20 protein-coding genes and 3 pseudogenes are annotated in these 23156 nt (G+C 67.5%); 9 read left to right on the forward strand and 14 right to left on the reverse strand.

Going from position 1 to position 23156, the window contains the following annotated elements; all coding sequences use genetic code 11:
• Positions 1-222 precede the first annotated feature (222 nt).
• The 3 genes from BMZ25_RS17775 to BMZ25_RS17785 are packed head-to-tail and all read left to right on the forward strand — an operon-like array spanning position 223 to position 4953.
• Positions 223-3039: a response regulator gene (locus BMZ25_RS17775; protein WP_143071556.1), complete on the forward strand. Its 2817-nt coding sequence runs from the start codon at positions 223-225 to the stop codon at positions 3037-3039.
• Positions 3036-3404, forward strand: a complete 369-nt coding sequence (locus tag BMZ25_RS17780; RefSeq protein ID WP_092695993.1) for an Hpt domain-containing protein — start codon at positions 3036-3038, stop codon at positions 3402-3404. The genes BMZ25_RS17775 and BMZ25_RS17780 overlap by 4 nt, the downstream gene beginning before the upstream one ends.
• Before the next feature lie 7 nt (positions 3405-3411).
• The gene (locus BMZ25_RS17785; protein WP_177190521.1) at positions 3412-4953 is read left to right on the forward strand and encodes a response regulator; all 1542 of its coding nucleotides are present in this window, start codon (positions 3412-3414) and stop codon (positions 4951-4953) included.
• 4 nt (positions 4954-4957) lie between these two features.
• On the opposite strand, the gene BMZ25_RS17790 is transcribed toward BMZ25_RS17785, so the two are convergent.
• The 5 genes from BMZ25_RS17790 to BMZ25_RS17810 all read right to left on the reverse strand — a co-directional run bounded on the left by BMZ25_RS17790 (position 4958) and on the right by BMZ25_RS17810 (position 9617).
• Entirely contained in the window at positions 4958-5740 is a 783-nt protein-coding gene (locus BMZ25_RS17790; RefSeq protein ID WP_092695995.1) for a substrate-binding periplasmic protein, read from the reverse strand.
• 171 nt (positions 5741-5911) lie between these two features.
• Entirely contained in the window at positions 5912-6577 is a 666-nt protein-coding gene (locus BMZ25_RS17795) for a GntR family transcriptional regulator (RefSeq protein WP_092695996.1), read from the reverse strand.
• Between the two features lie 64 nt (positions 6578-6641).
• Positions 6642-8129 (reverse strand): tripartite tricarboxylate transporter permease, encoded by a 1488-nt coding sequence (locus BMZ25_RS17800; protein ID WP_092695997.1) that lies wholly within the window; start codon positions 8127-8129, stop codon positions 6642-6644.
• Position 8130: 1 nt separating this feature from the next.
• Positions 8131-8607: a tripartite tricarboxylate transporter TctB family protein gene (locus BMZ25_RS17805; RefSeq protein ID WP_092695998.1), complete on the reverse strand. Its 477-nt coding sequence runs from the start codon at positions 8605-8607 to the stop codon at positions 8131-8133.
• A gap of 62 nt (positions 8608-8669) precedes the next feature.
• Entirely contained in the window at positions 8670-9617 is a 948-nt protein-coding gene (locus tag BMZ25_RS17810) for a Bug family tripartite tricarboxylate transporter substrate binding protein (protein WP_092695999.1), read from the reverse strand.
• Positions 9618-9935: 318 nt separating this feature from the next.
• Between BMZ25_RS17810 and BMZ25_RS17815 the strand changes: the two genes are divergently transcribed.
• Genes BMZ25_RS17815 through BMZ25_RS17825 form a run of 3 tightly spaced genes read left to right on the forward strand, consistent with a single transcriptional unit; the run spans position 9936 to position 13712 of the window.
• The gene (locus BMZ25_RS17815) at positions 9936-10967 is read left to right on the forward strand and encodes a 4-hydroxythreonine-4-phosphate dehydrogenase PdxA (RefSeq protein WP_092696000.1); all 1032 of its coding nucleotides are present in this window, start codon (positions 9936-9938) and stop codon (positions 10965-10967) included.
• 34 nt (positions 10968-11001) lie between these two features.
• Positions 11002-11955, forward strand: a complete 954-nt coding sequence (locus BMZ25_RS17820; RefSeq protein WP_092696001.1) for a sugar phosphate isomerase/epimerase family protein — start codon at positions 11002-11004, stop codon at positions 11953-11955.
• The gene (locus tag BMZ25_RS17825) at positions 11952-13712 is read left to right on the forward strand and encodes a dihydroxyacetone kinase family protein (RefSeq protein WP_092696002.1); all 1761 of its coding nucleotides are present in this window, start codon (positions 11952-11954) and stop codon (positions 13710-13712) included. Before BMZ25_RS17820 ends, BMZ25_RS17825 begins: the two co-directional genes overlap by 4 nt.
• A 36-nt stretch (positions 13713-13748) precedes the next feature.
• On the opposite strand, the gene BMZ25_RS17830 is transcribed toward BMZ25_RS17825, so the two are convergent.
• From BMZ25_RS17830 to BMZ25_RS21305, 5 genes are all read right to left on the reverse strand, one after another.
• Complete coding sequence (locus tag BMZ25_RS17830; RefSeq protein ID WP_092696003.1) at positions 13749-14525, reverse strand: hydroxypyruvate isomerase family protein; 777 nt, start codon at positions 14523-14525, stop codon at positions 13749-13751.
• A complete protein-coding gene (gene otnC, locus BMZ25_RS17835; RefSeq protein WP_092696004.1) occupies positions 14522-15172 on the reverse strand; it encodes a 3-oxo-tetronate 4-phosphate decarboxylase in 651 nt (216 codons plus the stop codon). The genes BMZ25_RS17830 and otnC overlap by 4 nt, the downstream gene beginning before the upstream one ends.
• Positions 15169-16419 (reverse strand): 3-oxo-tetronate kinase, encoded by a 1251-nt coding sequence (otnK, locus tag BMZ25_RS17840; RefSeq protein ID WP_092696005.1) that lies wholly within the window; start codon positions 16417-16419, stop codon positions 15169-15171. Before otnK ends, otnC begins: the two co-directional genes overlap by 4 nt.
• Positions 16420-16627: 208 nt before the next feature.
• Positions 16628-17677 carry an AbrB family transcriptional regulator gene (locus BMZ25_RS17845; RefSeq protein ID WP_177190522.1) on the reverse strand — a complete coding sequence of 350 codons (1050 nt, stop codon included), beginning with the start codon at positions 17675-17677 and terminating at the stop codon, positions 16628-16630.
• A 323-nt stretch (positions 17678-18000) separates the two neighbouring features.
• Positions 18001-18126 carry a hypothetical protein gene (locus tag BMZ25_RS21305; protein WP_268874228.1) on the reverse strand — a complete coding sequence of 42 codons (126 nt, stop codon included), beginning with the start codon at positions 18124-18126 and terminating at the stop codon, positions 18001-18003.
• Between the two features lie 124 nt (positions 18127-18250).
• On the opposite strand from BMZ25_RS21305, the pseudogene BMZ25_RS21405 reads away from it, so the two are divergent.
• Positions 18251-18433, forward strand: a pseudogene (locus tag BMZ25_RS21405) (transposase); the annotation flags it as partial.
• A 106-nt stretch (positions 18434-18539) separates the two neighbouring features.
• Positions 18540-18923: an integrase core domain-containing protein gene (locus tag BMZ25_RS21410; protein WP_092696007.1), complete on the forward strand. Its 384-nt coding sequence runs from the start codon at positions 18540-18542 to the stop codon at positions 18921-18923.
• A gap of 248 nt (positions 18924-19171) precedes the next feature.
• Here BMZ25_RS21410 and BMZ25_RS17860 read toward each other — a convergent pair whose 3' ends face one another.
• From BMZ25_RS17860 to BMZ25_RS17870, 3 genes and pseudogenes are all read right to left on the reverse strand, one after another.
• Positions 19172-20266 carry a histidine kinase dimerization/phosphoacceptor domain -containing protein gene (locus BMZ25_RS17860; protein WP_092696008.1) on the reverse strand — a complete coding sequence of 365 codons (1095 nt, stop codon included), beginning with the start codon at positions 20264-20266 and terminating at the stop codon, positions 19172-19174.
• Between the two features lie 488 nt (positions 20267-20754).
• Positions 20755-21518 (reverse strand): annotated as a pseudogene (locus BMZ25_RS21365) (SDR family oxidoreductase).
• A complete protein-coding gene (locus tag BMZ25_RS17870; RefSeq protein ID WP_092696009.1) occupies positions 21515-21844 on the reverse strand; it encodes a nuclear transport factor 2 family protein in 330 nt (109 codons plus the stop codon). Before BMZ25_RS17870 ends, BMZ25_RS21365 begins: the two are co-directional and overlap by 4 nt.
• Positions 21845-22003: 159 nt before the next feature.
• Between BMZ25_RS17870 and BMZ25_RS17875 the strand changes: the two genes are divergently transcribed.
• Entirely contained in the window at positions 22004-22912 is a 909-nt protein-coding gene (locus tag BMZ25_RS17875; RefSeq protein WP_092696010.1) for a LysR family transcriptional regulator, read from the forward strand.
• Between the two features lie 96 nt (positions 22913-23008).
• Here BMZ25_RS17875 and BMZ25_RS20550 read toward each other — a convergent pair.
• Positions 23009-23156 (reverse strand): annotated as a pseudogene (locus BMZ25_RS20550) (IS3 family transposase); the annotation flags it as partial.

Here is a 23156-nt window from a genome sequence, read left to right on the forward strand (position 1 = left end):
AAGATTCTTGCGCGACCAAGACCCGTGTCATTCGCGAATATTCGCCGCTCGCCGGAGTGGGGAGACGCCGCGCGCCTTCAGCGCCCCGGCGGTCCACCGGCGGCGCGACAGGAGTATTGATCGAGGGGGTGATCCATTGGCCGACGCTGAGAGAACCGGTTCGCCTTCGCGCCGCGCGTTCGTGTGTTCGCCCGCCGCGCCGCCGGCGCCCGGTGCTCCGAGATGATCGGGTCGAACGCGTCCTCGCGGCTGGACGGCGCCGCGGCGCGCGTGGCGTCGGCCCTGGGCGCGGCCCGGTCGGTGCAGGCGCGGTTTCTTCTCTATGTCGCGCCCCTCGTGGTGGTGTCCATCGCGCTGGCCTTCGGCATCTACGAGGTGATCGCGGGGCGCACCGCCGAGGAACAGCTGCGCAACAAGCTCGACCGCCTGGCTTCGATCCAGGCATCGGTGCTCTCGCGGCCGATGTGGAACATCGCCGACAGCCAGGTCGAGCTGATCGTCCAGGCGCTGATGAGCGACAGCGACGTGGTCGGCGCCGTGGTGCGCGACCAGAGCGGCAGCCTGGTCGCAAGGGCGGGGGCGGGCATGGATCCGGCGGCGGCCTACAGCGCCGAGGTCTCGATCCTGCACGGCGACGGGCAGGAAGCGCGACAGATCGGAACGCTGGGCCTGACGCTCAGCGACGCCCGCATCAATGCCTATGCGCGCCAGCGTCTCGCGCTCGCTGCGGTGTTGGCGCTGGTGCTGCTGGGCGCGACCGTGGGGGCGGCGCTCGTCGCGAACCGTCGGGTGATCGGCCGGCCGCTGGGACTGCTGCTCGACAGCATACACCGCGTCCGGGCGGGCGAGCGGCACGCCTATGTCGACTGGCCGAGCGGCGACGAGATCGGGCGCGTCGTCACCGCCTTCAACGACATGCAGCGCAAGCAGGAGCGCACACAGGCCCAACTGCGCGAGGCCAACGAACGGCTCGAGAGCCGGGTGGCCGAGCGCACGGCCAAGCTCGCCGACGCCGAGGCCGAGGCGCAGGAGGCGCGTGGGCGCCTGATCGACGCGATCGAGAACATCTCGGAAGGCTTCGCCCTGTTCGACGAGCGAGACCGCCTGATCGTCGCCAACGGCCGTTACCGTGAGGTGATGCTGGGGGCCGAGGACGCCCCGCTCGACACCGGCACGCCCTTTCGCTCGCTCTTGCGCCGGGCCTCCGGGTCGGGCCGGTTTCCGGGCGCGCGGGCCGATGCGGCGGGGTGGATCGACCGGCAGGCCGAGCGCTATCGGCAGGCGGGCGACGCCTTCGTGCAGTCCACCGGCGACAAACGCTGGCACCAGGTCGGCTACCGCGCGACAGGCAGCGGCGGCCGCGTTGCGGTGCACTCGGACATCTCGGAACAGAAACGCATCTCGGACGAGTTGCAGGAGGCCAAGGACAGCGCCGAGGCCGCCAACGAGGCCAAAAGCGCGTTCCTGGCCACTATGAGCCACGAGATCCGCACGCCGCTGAATGCCATCGTCGGGATGAGCACGCTGCTTCAGGCGACGCGGCTGGACGACGAGCAGCAGGATCACGCGCAGACGATCTCGGCCGCGGCCGGCACGCTGCTGACGATCATCAACGACATCCTCGACTTCTCGAAGGTCGAGGCCGGCGCGCTGGAACTGGAGCGGATTCCGATCGACCTGCCCGACACCGCCGAGTCGACGGTCGAGCTGGTCGCGTCACGGGCCGCCGAAAAGGGGATCGGCCTGGGCTGCCACGTGCAGTCCGACGTGCCCGCGGGCGTGATCGGCGATCCGGTGCGGCTGAAGCAGATCCTGCTGAACCTGCTGAACAACGCGGTGAAATTCACCGAAGAGGGCGAGGTTGTGCTGACGCTTTCCAGCTCCCGCCCCGCGCCGGCGCTTTCCGAAGGCGAGACGACGCTCCTGACTCTGAGTGTGCGCGACACCGGCGTCGGCATCCCGGAGGACCGGCTCGACCGGTTGTTCAAGTCGTTCAGCCAGGTCGACGCCTCGACCACGCGCCGCTTCGGGGGGACGGGGCTGGGGCTTGTCATCACCAAGCGCCTGGTCGAGCTGATGGGCGGCGAGATCACGGTCGAAAGCACATTCGGCCGGGGCACCACCTTCACCGTCACCATCCCCTGCGAGGCCGCGCCGCTGCCGGATCGGGTGGCCCGCGAACGGCGGGCGCGGGCGATCCGCGGGGCGCACGTGCTGGTGGTGGACGACAACCCGACCAACCGCCTGATCCTTGCCGAGAAGCTCAGGGGCTGGGAACTCAGGCCCCATGTCGTCGCGACGCCGGACGAAGCGCTGGATCGGGTCGCCGTCGGCGAGCGCTTCGACGTTGCGCTCATCGACTTCGACATGCCCGGAATGAACGGGCTCGAGCTTTCGCGGCGCCTGCGGGGTGGCCCGGCCAAAGCGATGCCGCTGGTCATGTTCACCTCGGTCGCGCCGGCCGATGCCCAGTTCCGCGCCGGGATCGAGGCTGTCGGCTTCGCCGCCGTGCTCTCGAAACCCGCCAAGACCGGGCACCTCCTGAACGCGATGGCGACGGCCATCGCGCCGGACGAGGCCCGCGACGCCCGCGACGGCACCCCGCCGGCAACCGTCCTGCCGGAAGAGGCGAAGGATCTGGCGATCCTGCTGGTCGACGACAACCGGATGAACCGCAAGGTCGGCCAGAAGATCCTCAAGCGTCTCGGCTACGACCCGACGATCGCGAAATCGGGCGAGGACGCCATCGAACGCTGCGCGGCCGAGCGGTTCGATGTGGTGCTGATGGATATCGAGATGCCGGACATGGACGGCGTGACCGCCACCGGCGAGATCCGCGCCCGCCTGCCGGCGGAGACGCGGCCCTATATCGTCGCCCTGACCGCCAACGCGATGGCGTCCGACCGGGAAAGCTATCTGCGTGCCGGGATGGACGACTACCTCAGCAAGCCACTCGACCAAGTGGCGCTGATCGACAGCCTCCGCCGCGGCGCGCAGCTGCGTCATCGCGATGCCGGCAACGAGGCGGAACCGACATGACCGAGACGACGCTGGACACCCGCGCCCTGGCCGGCCTGCTCGCGACGCTCGGGCATGACACCGACGACCTGGCCGAGATCCTGGACGATTACCGCGCGGGCGCGGCCGAGCTTGTGGCAACCCTCCGCCAGAGCGCCAGGACCGGCGACATCGAAGCGCTGCGCATCGCGGCGCATACCCTGAAATCCAACGCCCGCGACGTCGGCGCGCAGGAGCTAGCCGCACGCTGCGCCGCGCTGGAACGGGCCTGCCTCGACGGCGGGCCCGAGAACCCGGTCGCCGAGGTAGAAGCGATCGCACGGGACGAGGCCGCCGCCCGCGGCGCGCTCGACAGGCTGGACCTGCATGAATTACCGCGACCCTGACACACAGATGACCCCGCCCCCCGAGGTCGGCGAGGCGCCGGCACGCATACTCGTGATCGACGACAGCCTTTTCGGCCGCAAGAAGCTGGTCAAGGCGGTGGCGCGCCTGGGCCACCGACCCGACGCCGCCGAGGATGGCGTGTCGGGGCTCGAGATGCTGCGGTCGGGGGGATTCGATGCCGTCCTGCTCGACATCGTGATGCCGCGTCTCGACGGTTTCGACGTGCTACGCGCGATGAAGGCGGACCCGGACCTGACCGACGTGCCGGTGATCGTCGTCTCGTCGCTGGACGATGAGACCGAAAGTGTCGTCCGCGCCATCCACCTCGGCGCCGTGGATTTCCTGCCGAAGAGCTTCGATCCGGTGATCCTCGAGGCGCGGCTCGGCGCCTCTCTCGCGCGGAAGCGGTTCCGCGACCACGAGCGCGACTATTTCCGCGCAGTCGAGCGCCTGACCCGCGCCGCCGAGTTGGTGGAGCACGGCAGCATCGGCGCCGACACGGTCCAGGTCGACGACGTGGCCGAGCGAAACGACGCGCTCGGCCGGCTCGCGGCGGTGTTCCGCGGGATGGTGAGCGAGATCTACGAACGCGAACTGAGGTTGAAGCGCACGATCCGGATGCTTCAGGGCAGCCTGCTGGTCATCGCCCTGGGCATCCTGTGGGGCCTGATGCCCGCGCTATCGCGCCTCGCGGCGGGGGCGGGGGCCGAACCGCTGGCCCTGGTGGTGCAGATCAACCTCGTGGCCGCGCTGCTCTGCCTCGGCTCGGCCGCGCTGCGGCGACGGCTGCCGCGGCTGGGTCGGGGCGAGATCGGTTACTTCCTGACCTGGGCCGCCCTGAACGGGATCATCCAGAAGATCGCCATCGTGGAACTCGCCGGGCACCTCGAGGCGACGATGCTGTCACTGATCGTTACCGTGCAGGGCTTCGTGGTCTTCGCGATCGCGGCCGTCACCCGGGTCGAGCGCACGACGCCGCGACGCCTCGCCGGGCTGGGCGTGGGGCTCGTCGGCGTGACCGCGATGCTCTTCACCCGGCTCGCGGGCGCCGATATGGGACAGATCGTCCTGCTGGCCGTCGCCCTGCTGATCCCCGTCAGCATCGCGGTCGAGGGCATACTGATGGCCGCCCGCCAGCCCACCCATATCGACTTCACCGCGGCCTTCGGCCTGATGATGGCCCTGTCGACGGCCGTTCTCGTGCCGGCCGCATGGCTGAGCGGCGCATTCTCTGACCTTGCGCCGTGGGAGCCGGGCCGGATCGAGATGCTGACGCTCGCCATGGGGGCCGCCACCGCTGTCGGCGGTGTCATCGGGTGCCATCTGGTTCAGGTCGCCGGGGCGCTCTTCGCCAGTCAGAGCGCCTACGTGAAAACTGTCGCCGGCATCATGTGGGGCTCGCTCCTGCTGGACGAGCGGCTGTCGGCGCTGACCTGGGGCTCGATCGCCCTGATCCTCGTCGGCCTGTACCTCGTCGGCCCCGAGATGCGGGATGCGACCGTGCGGCTGAACCGCTCCTTCACCGCCCGGCGCAAACCGCGGGAGTGACCGCTTAGTTCTCGCTCGCCGCCGTGTCGAGGTAGCGCGCCCGGATCGCCTGCACCGCCCCTTCGTCCGTCAAGGCCTGCAACGCGGCCGAAAGGCCGGCGATCGTGTCGGGATCGGTGTCGGGATGGCAGGCGAGGGACAGGTCGACCTCGTCGACCACCCGCACACGTTCGAGCGCCAGATCCTGCCGGGCCGCGCGCCAGGGGGCCGACAGCAGGCCGCTCAGCCACAGGTCGAGTCGCCCGGCGGCCAGCTTGCGCATGTTTGCGATGTCGAGGCTCACGATCTCGAGGTTGGGATGACCCGCCTCCTGCATCGCCTCGGTACTGCCCCATCCCGCGACGGCGCCTGTGGGATGGCCGAAGCTGTCCTCGATGCTGTCGACATCGGGCGCCTCGCCAGCCCGGGCGAACAGGGCGTAGCCGTCCTTCAGGATCGGCCCGACCCAGGTGAAATCATCCTCGCGCGCAGGGATGCGCCAGAGCGCCATGAAACAGCGGTCCGCGCCGCCCTGGACGAGGGCATAGCCGCGCTTGAACGGCAGCATCTCCATCGAGACCGAGAGCCCGGCCCGCTCCGCCATCAGTCGCACGGTATCTGTGACGATTCCGGCAATCGCGCCATCCTCTCCGGTGAAGTTGGCCGGCGCGTATTCCTCGGTGACGATCTCGAGATCCTGTGCGGCGGCCCCGGTTGCCCACCCAAGGCCCGCAACGAGGAGAGCGGCGCGGCACAGGTGTCGCGCGCCGACGGGCGCATGGCGCGATGGATGCGGCTGGCGGAACATGGCGGGCCTTTCCGGATCTCGGTTGCAGCGGCGACGCGCCACCGGAGCAACGTGCGACCGCCCGCCGTAGGCACGCGGCCGGGCTCGCTGCGGTGTCTCGTCGCCCGTCAGCGTAGCCCGAGAATCTAGCAGAAAGATTTGTCCGCACCGCGGAGAGCGCGCGCCGCCCCCTCAGATCACGTTCTTCACGCGCTGCCAGGTCTCGGACAGGTGGTGGGCCATGATGTCTCCCAGCCGCTGACCGTCACGGGCCGCGAGCGCGTCCATCATTTCCTCGTGGTCGTCCACGGCGGCCCGCCAATGCTCGGGCTCGCTGTTGCCGATGAACCGGATCCGCTTCAGCCGGGCCATGATGTTGCCCTGGATCTCGCACAACGTCTCGTTGCGCGAGAGCGAGGCGATGAAGGTGTGGAACTCTTGGTTGAGCTTGTAATACGGCATCCGCTCGCCCGAGCGGTAGTATTCGAGCATCCGCTCGTGCAGGTCGCGAGCATGGGCGATCTCGCTGTCGCTCGCCCGTTCGCAGGCCGTCCGGCCGGCGAGACGTTCCATCTCGGCCAGCACCTCGAGCATCGAAAAGACATCCGCCCGCGACAGCTTGCGCACCATGCTGCCCCGCGCCGGGCGGATGACGATCAGCCCCTCGGCGGCAAGGGTGCGGAGCGCCTCGCGGAACGGCGTGCGGGAGACACCGAGTTGTTCGACCAGCTTGGCCTCGTCGATCCGGCTGCCCGGTTCGAGATGCCCCTCGATGATCAGGTCGCGGATCCGGCTGGCGACCTGATCATGCAGGCTCTGCTTCTCGATCTGAAGAGATGTCGGTTCCCCGGCTTCCATTGTTCCTCCGCTCTCCGGCACGTGGCTACACCATATACTGTATCCAACCGGAATTCGACGCCCCTCACGCAGTGCTTCGCCTCAGTTTCTGCAGACCGCGGCGCGTGGGTCCCGTGAACAAGACCAGGGCGGTCAGCACGAAGAACACCACCGCGATGGGGCGCGTCAGGAACATCAGCCAGTTTCCGTCGAACATCGACATCGACTGCCCGAGCCGCTGCTCGATCATCCCGCCGAGGACGAGGCCGATGGCGAGGGACACGACTGAGAAGCCGGTGCGGTTCATCAGGAACCCGATGACCCCGAAACAGAGCGCGACGTAGATGTCGAACGGCGCCTGCCGGATGGCATATGCCCCGACCAGCGAGAAGATGAAGACCAAGGGCCAGAGGATGCGCACCGGGATCAGAGTGATCTGGGCGAAGACGCGCGCGCCCAAGAGCCCCAGCGCGAGGAACAGTAGATTGGCCAGAAGCAGCGCCGCGAACAGCACGCCGAGGAATTCACCCTGCTCCTGGAACATCGTCGGTCCCGGACGGACGCCTTGGGTCAGAAGACCGGCGAGAATGATCGCCGCCGTCGGGCTGCCGGGAATGCCGAGCGCGAGCGTGGGCACCAGCGTGCCCCCGACCGCCGCGTTGTTGGCCGCTTCGGAGGCCGCGATGCCCTCGATCTCGCCCTTGCCGAAATTGTCCTTGTGCCGCGAGAAGCGCCGCGCCTCGTTGTAGCCGATCATCGACGCGATGGTAGAGCCTTCGGCGGGCAGGATGCCCACCAGCGTCCCGATGCCGGTGGACCGCAGGATCGTCGTCCGGATACGGGCGAAATCCTCGCGCGAGGGCAGCTTCGCCGCCTTCATCGCCACGATCTTGCGCACCACGTGCAACCGGGTCGATTGCTCCAGCAGCTCGGCGATGCCGAAGATGCCGATCATCACCGCGACGAAGCTGATCCCGTCGTAAAGCATGTTCGTGCCGAAGGTATAGCGTTCGACCCCGGTCAGCAGGTCGACCCCGATGGTCGACAGCAAGACGCCGAAGGCCCCGGCGATCAGGCTCTTGACCGCGGAACCGCTGCCGATCGTGGCCAGCATCGACAGGCCGAACAGGGTCAGGGCAAAGTACTCGGGCGGCCCGAACTTGTAGGCGACGCCGGCCATGAAGGGGCCGACGAACAGCAGGAACAGCACCGAGCAGACCCCGCCCACCGTCGAGGCGACGGTCGCGACCCCGATGGCACGCCCCGCCTCGCCCTTCTGGGCCAGCGGGTAGCCGTCGAGGCAGGTGGTCGCCGAGGCGGGCGTGCCGGGCGTGTTGATCAGGATCGCGGTGATCGCGCCCGCGAAGGTGGCGGACCCGTAGATCGTCGCCAGGACAACGGTCGCCGCCAGCGGCTCCAGCGTCAGAGTGAAGGGCAGAAGCAGCGCCGCCCCGGTGGTGGCGTTCAGGCCGGGAAGCAGGCCGATCACCGTGCCGACGAGGGTCGTCAGGATGATCAGCGAGATGAGATAGGGATCCCCAAGCGCCGTCAGTCCAGAGAGAACGTCGCTCATGTCACCACCCGTAATAGATGTTGAGAAGGACGCCGCGGGGGAAGCGGATCTGCAGCGCCTCGTTGAACAGAAGGAAGGTGAGCACCGGCCCGACCAGGCCGACACCGATCAGGATGCTGGCGCGACGCTCGCCCCAGGCGGCCGCGATGCCCGCGGCGCCGACCATCATGGCCAGAAGGAAATCGAGGGTCATCGCCACGAGGCTCGCGATGATGAGCACGCCGATAGTCAGGTAGAACTGACGCGGGATGCCATCGAGATTGTCGGCGTCGTCATGGCGGACCGTGTTATAGCCCGCGAGGATCGAGAGAGCGACGATCAAACCGCAGACCAGCTGCGGGAACGCCGAGGGCTGAAAGCTCCGCACCAGCATCGGGGGGACGTTCTCGAAGGTCAGCGTCCAGCCGAATGCGATGGCGGCAAACACCCCGATCAGGCAGACCGGGGCCAGAAGCCGGGCGGCGCGGGTCAGTCTCATCGTGTCCTCCCTTGGTGGCCGTGGCCGGGCGGCCCGGAGGCCGCCCCGGCGCCTCTACCGGCTCAGTTGGTGTAGCCGAGCTCTTGCAGCGCGCTGCTCATGCGCGACACCAGCGAGTTCATCTGCTCGCCCCAGGCCTCGGAATCGGCGATCGAGCTGTCGTCGAGACCCTGGCTGGTCAGGAACTCGCCGTATTCTTCGGTCTGCATGCCTTCCATGAACGCCGAGCGCAGTGTCTCGACGACCTCGTCCGGCGTGCCCTCTGCCACGGCGAAGCCGCGCGATGTCGCGAAATCGGCGTCGATCCCGAGCGAGTCGGAGGTGGGCGTGTCCGGGATCGTCGCGACCGGCTCGGAGCCCATCACGACCATCGGGCAGGCATTGCCCGCCTCGACCTGGCTTGCCGCCTCGCCGTAGTTCAGCACCGCCACGTCGACGTTGCCGCCCACGAGGTTGGTGATCAGGTCGCCGCCGCCCTCGAACGACACGATGTCGGGCCGCTGCAGGCCTGCCGCCTCGGCGAACAGGAAGGCCGAGATGCCGTCGATGTTGTAGACGTGGGTCACGCCGTAATCGAGGCTTTCATCCTCCTGCGCGTCGAGGAAGGTCTGCGTGTCGTCGAATTCCTCGCAGCGGGTGAAGAGGATCTGGGGATCGTTCGTGCCGCGGGCGATCGGAATCAGGTTCTGCGCCTCGGAGGCGCCGTTCTTGGCCTGCGTGACGGCGTGCGAGGACGTGTAGACGAGCACGGTGTGCCCGTCTTCGGGGCGCTCCTCGACATAGTCCATCGCGACGGCACCGGACCCGCCGGGGCGGTTCACCACCACCATGTCCTCCCCGAGGATCGGCGAGACGCTGCGCATCATCATGCGCGCCGTCATGTCGGTGCCGCCACCGGCACCGGAATGCGTGACCACCTCGACGGTCTCGCTCGGGAAGCTGTCCTGCGCCACGGCCGCGAACGGCACGGTCAGCGCCGTCGTGCAGGCGATCAGATGCGAAAGTCTCATGGTCTCCTCCCAGAATTTACCTTGTCGCAGGCTCAACCTTCACCGTCATCTTGATGATGTCAATATTCTATGTTAAATATTTTGTATACAGTACGAAGAGAGAATGTCCTACAATGACTATCTGCCGTCGCAGCGAACCAAATGGAAAGAGAGGAATTAAAGAATAAATGCGAGCATTAGCAGCCAAATCCACGCGCCGCGCAACACCCGCCGCCGGCACAACTTGAACCGCAGCAAGATGCAGGTATTCTGTATACATACGACAAATCGCGCCGTAAGAGTCGCCCGCCGCACAGTTAAGGACAAGGAATACCCCGCATGACGGACAGGACCGAGGAACTGCCCACTCTCGCCGTGGCGATGGGTGACCCAGGGGGCATCAGCCCCGAACTGACCGCCCGCCTCGTGGACCTGCCGGAAGCGCGGGACGAGGCGCGGCTGGTCGTCATCGGAGACCGGCGCGTCTTCGACGAGGGCGCGCGGATCGCCGGGATCGCGCCCGAGCTGCCGACGGTCGGCGACATGGAGACGGCGCTTGCCACCGACGGCAACGTGTTCGTCGATCTCGGCCATCTCGACCCCGCCACCGTCACGCGCGGCACCGCCGAGAAGGCCGGGGGCGACTTCGCCTGCCGCAACTTCCGCGAGGCCCTGCTGCTGGCCCATGCCGGCAAGGTCGACGGCATCTGCTTTACCCCGTTCAACAAGCAGGCGATGCGCTATTCCTTCCCCGGCTACGACGACGAGATCCGCTTCGTGGCCGACGTGACCGGCTTCAACGGCAAGATCCGCGAGTTCAACGTGCTCGAAAAGATCTGGAACGCCCGCGTCACGTCCCATGTCCCGCTGAAAGAGGTCTCGGACAATCTCAGCGAGGACAAGATCCTCGCCGAGGTCGACCTGACGGTGCGCTGCCTGCGCCGCGCCGGTATCGACCGACCCCGGATCGCCGTGGCGGGCCTGAACCCCCATGCGGGCGACGGCGGCAGCTTCGGCACCGAAGAGATCGAGATCATCGAACCCGCCGTCGCACGCGCGAAGGAAAGGGCCGAGACCGAGGATTTCGAGATCGAGGGCCCCTACCCGTCGGACACGGTGTTCCTGCGTGCGCTCAAGGAAGACTATCACGCTGTCCTGACGATGTATCACGACCAGGGTCAGATCGCGATGAAGATGATGGGCTTCGACAAGGGCGTGACCATGATGGGCGGCCTGCCCTACCCGCTGTGCACACCGGCCCATGGCACGGCCTACGACATCGCCGGCAAGGGGATCGCCGACGTGGGCGCCACGCGCGAGGCGCTGCGCCTGGCGATCCGCATGGCCAGAACTGCCCGGCAGGCGGCCTGAGCCCCTGACGGCGCAGAGGACAGAGGGAGGACCGATGCGAGATACCACGATCCGACGCTACAACCCCGAGACATGGCCGATCGCCTCGGCCATGATCCACCGCAAGAACGACCTCGGAGACGGACGGACCGTCCAGGACCAGAGCGCGGACGAATGGGGCGTCGCCCTTGCCGAAGTCGCCGCCGCGGGCTTTGCCCATGTCGATCCGTTCGATAGCTGGATCCGCCTTGCCGACCTGGAGCGCAGCCGCCTGGACGAGTTCATGGCCGTCACGCGGGATGTGGGCCTGTCGATCCCGGCGATCTCCACCGCCCGCCGCAGCGTCATCGACCCCGAGCGCGGCGACGAGTTCCTCGAATACGGGCACCGGGTCATTGACACCGCGGCCGAGATCGGCGCCGGGGCGGTGTCGTTTGGGCTTTTCGGTCCGCTCACCCAGGTCCAGCAACAGGCGCTGTGGTTCTGGACCGTGCAGGGCGTGGTCAACCCGGACGACAGGGACGTCTACGACAAGGCGGTGGCGCGGATCGCCGAGCTGGGCCGGCATGCCGGGGAGCTCGGGCTCGAGATCTCGCTCGAGATGTACGAGGACACCTATCTCGGCACGGCCGACGGGGCAGTCCGCTTCGCCACCGACGTGGACCTGCCGAACGTCAAGGTGAACTGCGACCTGGGCAACCTGGTGCGGCTGCACCGGCCGGTCGAGGATTGGCGCAGCATGATGGAAAAGCTCGCCCCTTTCGCCGGTTACTGGCACGCCAAGAACTACTACCGGATGGAAGACCACGGCACCGGCATGGCGATGTCTTCGCCCGCGCCGCTCGAGTTCGGGGTCATCAACTGGCGCGAAGCCGTGCGGATGGCGTTTCACGCGGGGTTCCGCAGCGCCTTCGCGCTGGAGCATTATGGCGGCGACGGACTGAGCGTCTGCGCGACCAACCTGACTTATCTTCGCAAGATCCTCCGAGCCACGATGGTGACGTCATGACCCATATCCACGACGATCCCGAGACCTTTGCACAGACCGCGCTGAAGGGCTTCTGCGACCTGTACCCCGACCATGTCCGCCACGTCCCCGACGGCGCGGTGCGATCGACGGCGACACCGGCGGGCAAGGTGGCCGTCGTGATCGGCGGCGGCTCGGGTCATTATCCAGCCTTCGCCGGATATGTCGGGCCCGGCGGCGCGGATGCGGTCGTCGCCGGCGACATTTTCGCCTCGCCCTCGACTCAGGCGATCGCGCGGGTCGGAAAGCTGGCCGACCGTGGCGGCGGCATCGTTTTCGGCTACGGCAACTACGCCGGCGACGTGCTGAACTTCGGCGCCGCCTGCGAACGGCTGGGCGACCACGGCATCGACGCGCGCAACCTGATCGTGACGGACGACATAGCCAGCGCCGATCCCGAAGCGCATCACCAGCGGCGCGGCGTGGCCGGGGACGTCGTCGTCTTCAAGATCGCCGGGGCCGCCGCGGAGGCGGGGCACGACATCGACGGTGTCATGCGCCTGGCCGAGCACGCGAACCGCCGCACACTGTCCTTCGGCGTGGCTTTCGACGGCTGCACCCTGCCCGGCGCGCGCGAGCCGCTGTTCCACGTCGAAAAGGGCCGGGTCGGTGTCGGGCTCGGCATCCACGGCGAGCCGGGCATCGACGAGATCGACGCGCTGCCCGCCGCCGATCTGGCGGCACTGTTGGTGGACAGACTTCTCGCAGAGCGCCCCGAAGGCTGGTCTGGTCGCGCGGCGGTGATACTGAACGGGCTTGGCGCGACGAAGTACGAAGAGCTCTTCGTGCTCTGGACCCATGTCTCCGACCGTCTGCGGAAGGAGGGGATCGATCTGGTCGCCCCGATCTGCGGCGAGTTCGTCACCAGCCTCGACATGGCCGGCTGCTCGCTGACGGTGTGCTTCCTGGACGATGAACTGGAGCCGCTCTGGCAGGCCCCGACCGACACCCCCGCCCTGCGCAAGGGCGTGATCGAACCGCGCGGCGCGGCCGAGCCCCTGCCGGCCACGGTCGAGGAGATCGCCCCGCTTCCCGAGGCAAGCGCCGCCTCGCGCGACGACGCCGGCCGCGTTCTTCAGATGCTGCGCGACATGGACGCCGCGCTGGCGGATGCCGAGCACGCGCTCGGCCAGCTCGACGCGATTGCCGGCGATGGCGACCACGGCCGCGGCATGCGCCGGGGGTCGGCAGCCGCGCTCGCCGCGGCGGAAGATGCGGCCAGTGCGGGCGCCGGGGTGCGCAGCCTGCTCGCCCGCGCGGCCGATAGCTGGGCCGACCGGGCCGGCGGCACCTCGGGCGCCATCTGGGGCCTGATCCTGCGGGGCCTCAGCGACGGGCTGTCGGACGATACCGGCCTCTCCCGCACCGGCGTTGCCGAAGGCGCCCGGATCGCACGCGACCGGGTCGAGCGGTTGGGCGGCGCCAAGCCCGGCGACAAGACCCTTGTCGATGCGCTCGTCCCGTTGGTCGAGACGCTGCGGCAGGCAACCGAGGACGGTGCCGAGGCCGCCGAGATCTGGCGCCGCGCGGCGGACGCGGCCACCGACGCCGCACGCGAGACCGCGCCGATGCGGCCACGGCTGGGACGCGCCCGCCCGCTGGCCGAGCGCAGCATCGGGCACGCGGATCCCGGTGCCGTCTCTCTGGCGATGTGCGCGCGCGTTATTGCCGACCGGCTCGCCGGCAGCCCCGGCGCCGAGGCGGAACGCACGCTTGTCTCGGACGCGATCGCGGACTGAGCGCGATACCGGACGGGCCCGCGCGGCCCGTCCGCTTCAGCCGGTCTGCAAACCCGCCATCCAGCCCAGGCTGTCCTCGGTCCGCCCGCCGGAACGATATTCGGCCCCGAAGGCACCGGTCCAGCCGGCGTCGCGCATCGCGGGCAGCAGCCGGTCATAGGCGATCTCGCCCCGATCCGGCCTGCCCCGGTCCGGCACACCGGCGAACTGCACGTGCCCGACACGGTCGATGCAGGCGCGAAACGTGCGCAGCAGATCGCCGTCGGTGATCTGCAGATGATAGCAGTCGAACATCAGCATGAGCTCGGGCCGCCCCACCCGGTCCAGCACGTCGAGCGCGGAGGCGAGCCCGAGAAGCGCGTAGTCGGGGTTGTCGAACGGGTTGAGCGGTTCGATCAGGGCGACCAGTCCGGCCTCTCGTGCGCGGTCGCAGGCGTGGTGAAGGTTCGCCACGAAGGTATCCAGCAGCCGGTCGCGTTCGACCCCGTTCGCCGTCCCTGCCATGACATGCACGGCGCGCGCACCGATCCGCGCACCATATGCGAACGCCTCGTCGATGGCGGCGCGGGCCTCACCCTCGCGTCCCGGCTGGGCGGCAAGACCGGAATCGCCGGCCCGCGCGCCCTTGGCGGTGTTCAGCCCCAGCATGGCCAGACCCGTCTCGTCGAGCGCGTCCCGCACCCGCGTGGCATCCTCTGCATACGGCCAGTGACACTCTACGGCATCGAAGCCGGCCGCTTTCGCGGCGCGGATCGCGTCGGGCAAAGGAAGCTCGGACCATAGGAACCCGAGATTTGCGGATAAACGGATCATGCGTCCCACTCGACATCGAAGGTCCGGACAAGCCGGGTGACATCCGCGTCCGTCAGGCCCTTCGGCCCCAGCCCGCGGGTCATTAGGGCCAATTGTGCCGCCGCCTCCAGTTCCTCCATCGCGTAGACAGCGGCATCGAGGTCCTTTCCGGCGACGACGGGGCCGTGATTGGCCAGCATGACCGCCGTTCGCCTGCCCGCAAGTCCGCGGATGGCATCGCCGATCGCCGGATCGCCCGGCATGAAATACGGCAGGAGCTTCACCTTGCCGAGCTGCATCACGGGGTACGGCGTCAGCCGCGCAAGAAAGTCGTCGGTATCCGCATCGGGCATCATCGACAGTGCCACCGAGTGCGCCGCGTGAAGATGGACGATCGCCCCCGCCGTGCTGCGCGTGTCGTAGAAGGCGCGGTGCAGCGGCATCTCCTTGGTCGGCGCGTCGCCGTCGACATGCCGCAGGGCGCCGTCGAACAGGCTGAGGCGCGCGGGATCGAGGGTCAGGAACGACGATCCCGTCGGCGTCACCAAGAGCCCTCCGTCGGGCGTCCGGACCGAGATGTTGCCGGTGGACCCGTGCGTCAGCCCGCGATCGTAGAGCGAGCGGGCAAAGAGGCAGACCCGCTCTCTGAGGGCGGTCAGTTCGGTCATGCCGTGCCTCCCAGGACGTCCAGCGCCTCGGAGAAGAAGTCCTCGCCACCGAAATTGCCGGATTTCAGGGCCAGCACCAGATCCCGCCCCTCGGCCCGCACGGCCGGCACGCCCGGCGCGATTTCCGGCCCGATCTCGAGCGCCGTCAGCCCCAGCCCCTCGACCACGGCGCCCGAGGTCTCGCCCCCCGCGGTGACGAGACGCCTGACGCCGCCATCCACGAGCTGCCGCGCCACGTCCGCAAAGAACTGCTCCAGTCCGGTCGCCACCGCCTCGCGACCGTGCCTTTCCTGCGCGGCGCGCACGCTTGCCGGGTCGGCCACGGAATAGACCAGCGCAGGCGTGTCCTGCCCCAGAACGAAGGCCGCCGCGTCGCCGGGCGTGGTCCGCCCCGCCATCACGGCATCGGCGTCGACCGCCAGCGCCGGGTTCGCGCGCGACCACGCCTGAACCTGGCGATGTGTCATCCGCGAACCCGACCCGGCCAGCACGGCCCCTTGCCCGGCCAGCCCCGCCCACTCGGACGCGGGCGTGCGCGGCGGGCCATCGAGCAGGTTGGCCGGCAATCCCAGGGCAACGCCCGAGCCGCCGGTGATCAGCGGCAGGTCGCGGGCCGCCGCGCCGATCGCCAGAAGGTCCGCGTCCCGTATCGCGTCCACGACGACGACCGGCCGCCCCGCCCCATGCTCGACCCAGAGCGACTCGCGAATGGCTGCGTCCCCGGCGAAGACCCGGTCGGCCGGGACATGGCCCACCGCCTGCCGTGTCTGGTGCGAAAGCCAGCGGCGGATATCGGGATCGGTCATCGGGGTCAGGGGATGCGTCTCCATCCCGGACTCGCTCAACAGCGTGTCACCGACGAACAGATGCCCCTGATAGACCGACCGTCCGGTCTGGGGAAAGGCCGGGCAGACGACGCAAGGCGCGTCCCCGAGCCGCGCCATCAGCGCATCGATGACCGGGCCGATGTTGCCGTCGGGCGTGGAGTCGAAGGTTGAGCAATACTTGAAGAAGAATTGCGAGCACCCCTGCGCGGCGAGCCAGTCGAACGCCTCGAGCGTGCGCCGCACCGCCTCCTCCACCGGGATCGTGCGCGACTTGAGCGCGACCACGCCGGCATCGACATCTGGATCGGCCGTCCCATCGGGCACCCCGGTGATCTGGGTCACACGCAGACCGCCCTTCGCCAGCACGTTCGCCAGGTCCGAAGAGCCGGTGAAGTCATCACCGATACAGCCAAGTTTCATGTGCCCTCCAGCGACGCAGACGAGATTCCTGCCAGGGCCCCAAGACGGCGAGGCCCACTTCCCCGCAAGTCAGTATACTGCATACAAAATATGTCAAGAAGCCGGCCCGATGGGGCGGTGACGATGAGGGCGGACTGCTTGTGGCCCATGAGAAACCATTCGCCGCCGCGTGGTTCGGCGTCGCGCTGTACACGGCAAGGCGCGGCACTTAGGGCCGGTTGCGGCCGCGGAAGAACAGCAGGGGGATGATCGCCGTCAGGATGAGCAGGCGGAAGACGTGGTGTGCGGCAACGAAGGTCGGCTCGACGCCGATCTGCACGGACATGGCCGCCATCACCTCGACCCCGCCAGGGGCGAACGAGATCAGCAGGAGCGCCGGCGAGAGGTCCAGGATCCGGGCGACCATCAGCGCACCGATGGCGGCAACGCCGCAGGACACGAGCGTCACGCCGATGCCCGCCAACAGGTTGCGGCGAAGCTCCACGAGGCTCTGGCCCCGGAACCGGGTCCCGATCAGGCTGCCCATGACCGTGAAGGCGGCCAGCGTGAGCCAGGACGGCAACTGACCGGGGGCCAGTTCCGTCGCGTGGGCTGCACCGGAGACGAACATGCCCCCGAGTAGCCACGCGGCCGGCACGTTCAGCCGTGCCAGCCCCCAGGCAGCCGCCACGGAAACCGCCGCGAGCATCAGCGCGCTCAGGGGCGTCATCGGTGCCGTGGGCGTCGTGACGGCATCGCCCTCCACGCCCCACAGCGCCAGCAGCGCCGGGACGAGCACGGTAAGGAACAGGACCCGCATCGACTGGACGATGGCGATCCGCGAGACGTCGCTGCCCAACTCGGTGGACAGCCCCATGACATAGCTGAGATGGCCGGGCGTGGCCGCCAGCATCGCCGAGAACGGGTCGAAGCCGAAGGCCCGGTGCAGAAGCGTCCGGTTCGCGACGAGGCTCGTCAGCAGCGTCATCGTCATGACGACGAAACTCACCGGCCACGTTACGGCGGCCTGCAGCACCTCGGGCGTCACCGTCGACCCGATCCCGATCCCCAACAACAGGAAGCACGCGTTGCCAAGCGGCACCGGAATGGCAAGACGCACCCCGAGCAGGATCGCCGTCGTCACCGTGACGGCCGGTCCGGCGAGAAAGGGGGCCGGAAACCCGAGAGCCCGGAACACCGCGGCGCCCACCCCTCCGACCAGAAGTGTCAGCACAGCAACACGGGTCGCACGCAGAGCGCTTTCGAACCTATCGGGCATCACGGCTTTCTTCGGCGGCTTCGGGTGATGCCGACCTAATACCGTTCGAACGGAAGGGGAAAGAGCCGACGCTCCATCGAGAGCCCGCCGCGCGGACAGGCCACGGCGCTCCCTCCGGCAGAGACGCCGCCGGGCTGCATCTGGGACGAGAGGGCCCGGCGGCGCCGTGGATCGGGTGCCTGAGAACACATGGGGGTCGATCCGGATGTCATTGTCGAACATTGCGCCTTGCAGCGCCACTGCGTTCGCGACGCATGGCTTCGGAAAACGACCGAAGGTGTGGGATTTCGCGCCGACCGGCCGATCGCGATGAGCCGCCGCCCCTACTGGCTCGAGACCGACGAAACGCCCTGGGCCCCCACGTCGAGCCCGCCGGGCACGAACAAAAGCCAGACGAGCAGAAGCCCCCACAGGGCCGACATGGCGAGAAAGAGCTTCGTGGGTCGCATGGGGGCCGAACCCTGCGCGACCGGATGGGTTCCATGATAACCGAGGAATGGAGCGCGCCCCGGCGGGTGGACCAGCCGGATCGGTTGGATTGACCCCTCGCGGGCTTTCAGAGGATGAAGGCCCATGCCCGGACGCCACCGTAGTCACAGCACCGAATTCAAGCGCCAAGTCGTCGCCGAGTATCGTGGCGGCGAGACGCTCCACGCGCGCGGCCGGCGCCACGACCTGTCCCGCAACCTTATCCGTATTTGGATCGAGAAGGCCGAATCTGGCGCTCTCGACGAGGACGTTGCGGCGACGGAACTGATGGCGGAAGACGAGGCGCGGATCGTCGCGCTCGCGCGGCTGGTCGGACGCCAGGCGCGCGAGATCGAGTTCTCGCCGCGTTGTCGGCCATGCTGTCGGCCGCGGGATCGATGCCCGGCTCGCGGTAAGAGCGCTCGAGAACGCAATCGCGGAGCGGCGCCCCTTGCCCGGCTGCGTGTTCCACACGGACCGCGGATCTCAGTACGCGTCGGACCTCCATCGCGGGGCTCTCGATGAACACGGCTTCTACGGGTCGATGAGCCGCCGCGGCAATCCATACGACAACGCTCAAGCCGAGAGCTTCATGAAGACGCTGAAGGTGGAGGACGCCTACCTGATGGAGTATGAAGACTTCGAGGAGGTCGCCGTCGGTGTTCCGCGCTTCATCGAAGCTTATAACACCCGTCGCCCACACTCAGCCCTGGGGTATCTCAGCCCCGCCAATTACGAGGACCGCCACGCCCGCGCCAAGGTCAAAACTGCCGTCTGATCCTGTACACGCGCAGGGGCGCACTCCGCTCGGTCGCCACCGAAACGGATAGCATTGCTGCGAAATGCCGCGAACAGCGGCTTCCGATTGGATGCGATGTCGAATGGAGTCGTTGCCTGTATGGCCGGTATGGCTTGTGAGTGGTCGATTTGAGCCTCGTCCCCCTATGCCGCCAAGGTGCGCGTCTCGACGGCCCGCTATACGGCCCATTGCTGGCCGCGCTCGCGTATGAGAGTATCGATGCGTTGTTACAGAGGTTGCGGCGCAAACCGTAGAATTGCGAGGACACCATCCTCGCTGTTGCGCAGGTCGAGCTCGCTTTCGAGCTCCATACAGACGACCTCGGCGATCTTCATGCCCAGTCCGGTATGCGACGTTGAAGCAACGTCGGGGAAGCCGACACCGGTGTCCGTGCAGACCAGTTCGACGAGGTCACCTTCCGCGGCATTCAACCGTACACGGACGACACCCGCCTCGCCATCGGGAAAGCCATGCTTGTAGGAATTGGCGATAAATTCGTTGAGGTAGGTGCCCACAGCCGCAGCCTGCTGAGGCGACACGGCAACCGGCACCGTCTCGACCTCGAGTGCAACACCTTGGGGCGCGACGCTCGCGAGATGCCCGCCGATCTTCTCGATGAACCCCCCGAGGTCCACAGATTGCTGCTCATTGGTCTGGTAGAGTTGCGCATGCAGGTGCGTGAGCGCGTCGATCCGCGTTCCCACCATCGACAAAGCCAGCTTGGCGTCCTCCGACGCGAAGGCCCGCCGCTGTAAGCGAGTGAAGGACGAAAGCGACTGAAGAGAGTTCTTGACCCTGTGGTCCACTTCCCGGCGAAGGACATCGGCGGTGCGAAGGGCCCTCCGCGCTTCGAGAATGGCCATGACCTGGCGGGACAATACGCGTAGTGTGTCCCGTTGCAGGGACGTGAGCTCCCGCGGTTCATAGTCCAGGACGCACAGCGTTCCGAGGGGCAATCCTTCTTCCGTTTTCAGAAGCGCGCCCGCGTAGAACCGCAGGCCGGGCTCTCTGCAGCAGAGCGGATTATCTTGCATCCGCGGATCTTCGAGCGTGTCCCGGATTTCGACGAACTCTTCTTCGAGGATGACATGCGCGCAGAGTGACGTGGCAAGCGGGGTCTCCCGAACGCCGAGGCCGGTTTCCGCCTTGAACCACTGCCGCTCAGCGTCGATGAAATTGACCACCGAGATCGCGGTGCCGCAGGTGGCCGCCGCCAGCTTCACGATCTCATCGAAGTCACGTTCCGGATCGGTGTCGAGAACCTCAAACGAATGAAGCGCCGTGAGCCGCGCGTGTTGTAGCGGATGAGGTGCGGCCTCCACGGGGCTCTCCCAGACAAGTTAAAGGCCAATTTACTCGGCCAAGCCAAAAGCGTGCCACTCCTGACAGGTCCGGCCCAGCGTGACAGCGATCGACCATTTCAGAGGGACACAATCACATGTGGTCTCCAGCAATCAAGGCACTGCCGCGCAAGGCGCAGAACAGGAGGTCACGGCGCGACTTGGACGGCGTTCAATTGGGATGCCTTTGCAGCTTAATCCTGTACGAACGGCCGCTTCGGGGAAACCGCTCCCCAGCATGCGGGCGCTTACGAACGGCCGGAATGGGCCGCCCGCTACCGACCGGCCCGATTTCTCAAAGCTCCGGAGGGGTGCCGGTGAAAATGTTTCGTCATTTGAAAATGGCTTCTGCCGCTTCACCCGAAGATGAACACGGCGGTCACCGTTGGCCTCAGCATCCTTGATCTACTTGAACAGCCCTTTGGAAGATGCCGGAACTGTGCGGGAGCTTGGGGCGGTGACAAGGGAGGTTACGCCGTCGGAACGGTGCCGCCATCGATGACGTATTCGGTGCCGGTTATGGTCCCGGCGCGGTCCGAGGCGAGGAAGGCGACCAGGTTCGCGATCTCGCCAGGTGTTGACGGACGCCCGATCGGCACCCCGCCCAGCGAGTCCATGATCATGCGCTTGCCCGCTTCCACGTCGACCCCGTGCTCCGTCGCGAGGCGTTTGGCCAGCTCGACGGAGGACTCAGTCTCGATCCAGCCCGGAGAGACGCGGACGACCCGCACACCCTTGGGCGAGACCTGCTTCGACAGGCTCTTGCTGTAGGTGGACAGGGCCGCCTTGGCGGCGGCGTAGGCGGTCGTCGCCTCTGGCAGCGGCAGTTCGCGCTGGATGGATGTGACGTGGATGACGACGCCGCTGCCCCGCGACTCCATGTCCGGAACGAGCGCACGGTCGAGGCGGACCGCCGGCATCAGGTTCAGGTCGAGCTCGCACCGCCATTCGTCGTCGCCAAGCGCCCTGTAGAGGACCCGCCGAGCATGTGGACGATGATGTCGACGCCGCCCAGCCTCTTTCGCACGGCCTCGGCCACCCTGTCGCACCCCTCGGTCCGGGTCAGGTCCGCCGCCACGAACCGGTCTTCCGGCATCTCCGGCGGCCTTGTCCGCGCCGTCGTCAGGATGTCGGCGCCAAGTTCCTTGAACAGGGCCACGGTCGCACCTCCGGCACCGCGCGTGCCGGAGGTGACGAGGGCCCGCTTGCCCTCGAGGATCAGGAAGGGGCTCATGGCACGATCCCCAGTTCGGCGATCTTGTCCCCGCGAAGGACGAAGAAATAGCGCAGGTCGACCGGGCTTCCGGGGAAGTTGCCGACAAGGTGGCTAGTGACGATCGTGCGCTGGCCGTCTTCGGCGATGTCGAACGGCTCTACCGTATAGGTGTATTGAGTGGAGGCATTGGCCATCCACTGCCGGATCGCGTCGCGACCCGTGTAGGTATTGCCTTCGTCGATGACCGTGGCGTCCTGCGTGAAGACCTCGGCGATCGCCTGCGCGTTGCCTTTGTTGTCGGCCGAGAAATAGGCGTCAATCGCGTTTGGCAGTTCGACACTCATGGTGGATCTCCTTTCTGGATAGGGATCAGTGGTAGCTACCGATCTCGCCGCTTGACCTCTTGGCTCGGATCGGGACCGGCGCCCTAAGCGAATTTATGGCTTTGACACAATGCGGATAAGCAGGAGAAATCCGGACGTGGAGTTTGGATTTTCCGGACAATGGCGACCTACAAGCTGGCCGATTTCGACGCGGTCCTGGCGATCGCCCGCAGGGGATCGTTCCGGGCGGCCGCGCTGGACGTGGGAATGTCCACGAGCGCGCTCAGCAGCGCGGTCTCGAAGCTCGAGGAGCAACTCGGCGTTCGGCTCTTCAATCGCACGACCCGCAGCGTGTCGCTGACCGCCGCCGGGCAGCGTTTCGTCGATCAGGTCAGCCCGGCGCTCAAGGACATTCATGGCGCGATCGACACGGTCCGGTCGCAGCAGGAGACGCCCACGGGCATTCTGCGCATCAACACCTTCGCCACAGCGGGTCGGGAGATCCTTGCGCCGCTCGTCCTCGAATACCTGCGGCGGTTTCCGGGGGTGCAGATTGACCTCGTGACCGAAGGCAACCTCGTCGACATCGTGGCGGAGGGTTTCGATTTCGGGGTGCGCAGCCAGAACCTTGTGCCGAGCGACATGATCGCCATCCCGCTTGGGCCCGCGCGGCGTTACGCGGTGGTCGGGACGCCCGGCTATTTCGAGGGCCGGGAGCCGCCGCAAGTGCCCTCCGACCTCTTGGCGCATGCCTGCATCCGCACGCGCCTGCCGAACGGTGCCCTCTTTCGCTGGCAGTTCGAAGCCGAGGGCCAGCCGGTTCATGTCGATGTCGAGGGGCCGATCACGCTGGACGAGGCCAGCCTCGCGCGCATCGCCGTGCTGGACGGCGTCGGCATCGGGTTCTTCATGGAAGCCGACGTGCGCGAGGACATCGAGGCGGGGCGGCTGGTGCGCGTTCTCGACGCCTGGACGCCGCCGCTGACGCCGCTTTGCCTATACTATCCCAGTCGGCGCAATCCGCCGGCGGCTTTCAAGGTCTTCCTCGATCTCGCACGGGAACTCGCGCGATCCTCCAGAGCGAGTTGAAGTCGGCAAACTCCACCCTGACCGTACACCTCGATGGCCACCCCGCTTACACCGCCAGCGCGGACGGAAATTCCACCACCTCCTCGGACACTAACTGAGGCTGCGCCAGAGCCGTTCGATGAAGATATCATCGAGGAAACGCCCCTTGCCGTCCATGGAGATGCTCACGCTTGCTCGGCGCAGGCGGTCCGTCCAGGTGAAGGCGGTGAACTGTGAGCCCTGGTCCGTATTCATGATCTCTGGC

The sequence above is a fragment of the Tranquillimonas rosea genome (genome assembly GCF_900111315.1).
GTDB lineage: Bacteria > Pseudomonadota > Alphaproteobacteria > Rhodobacterales > Rhodobacteraceae > Tranquillimonas > Tranquillimonas rosea.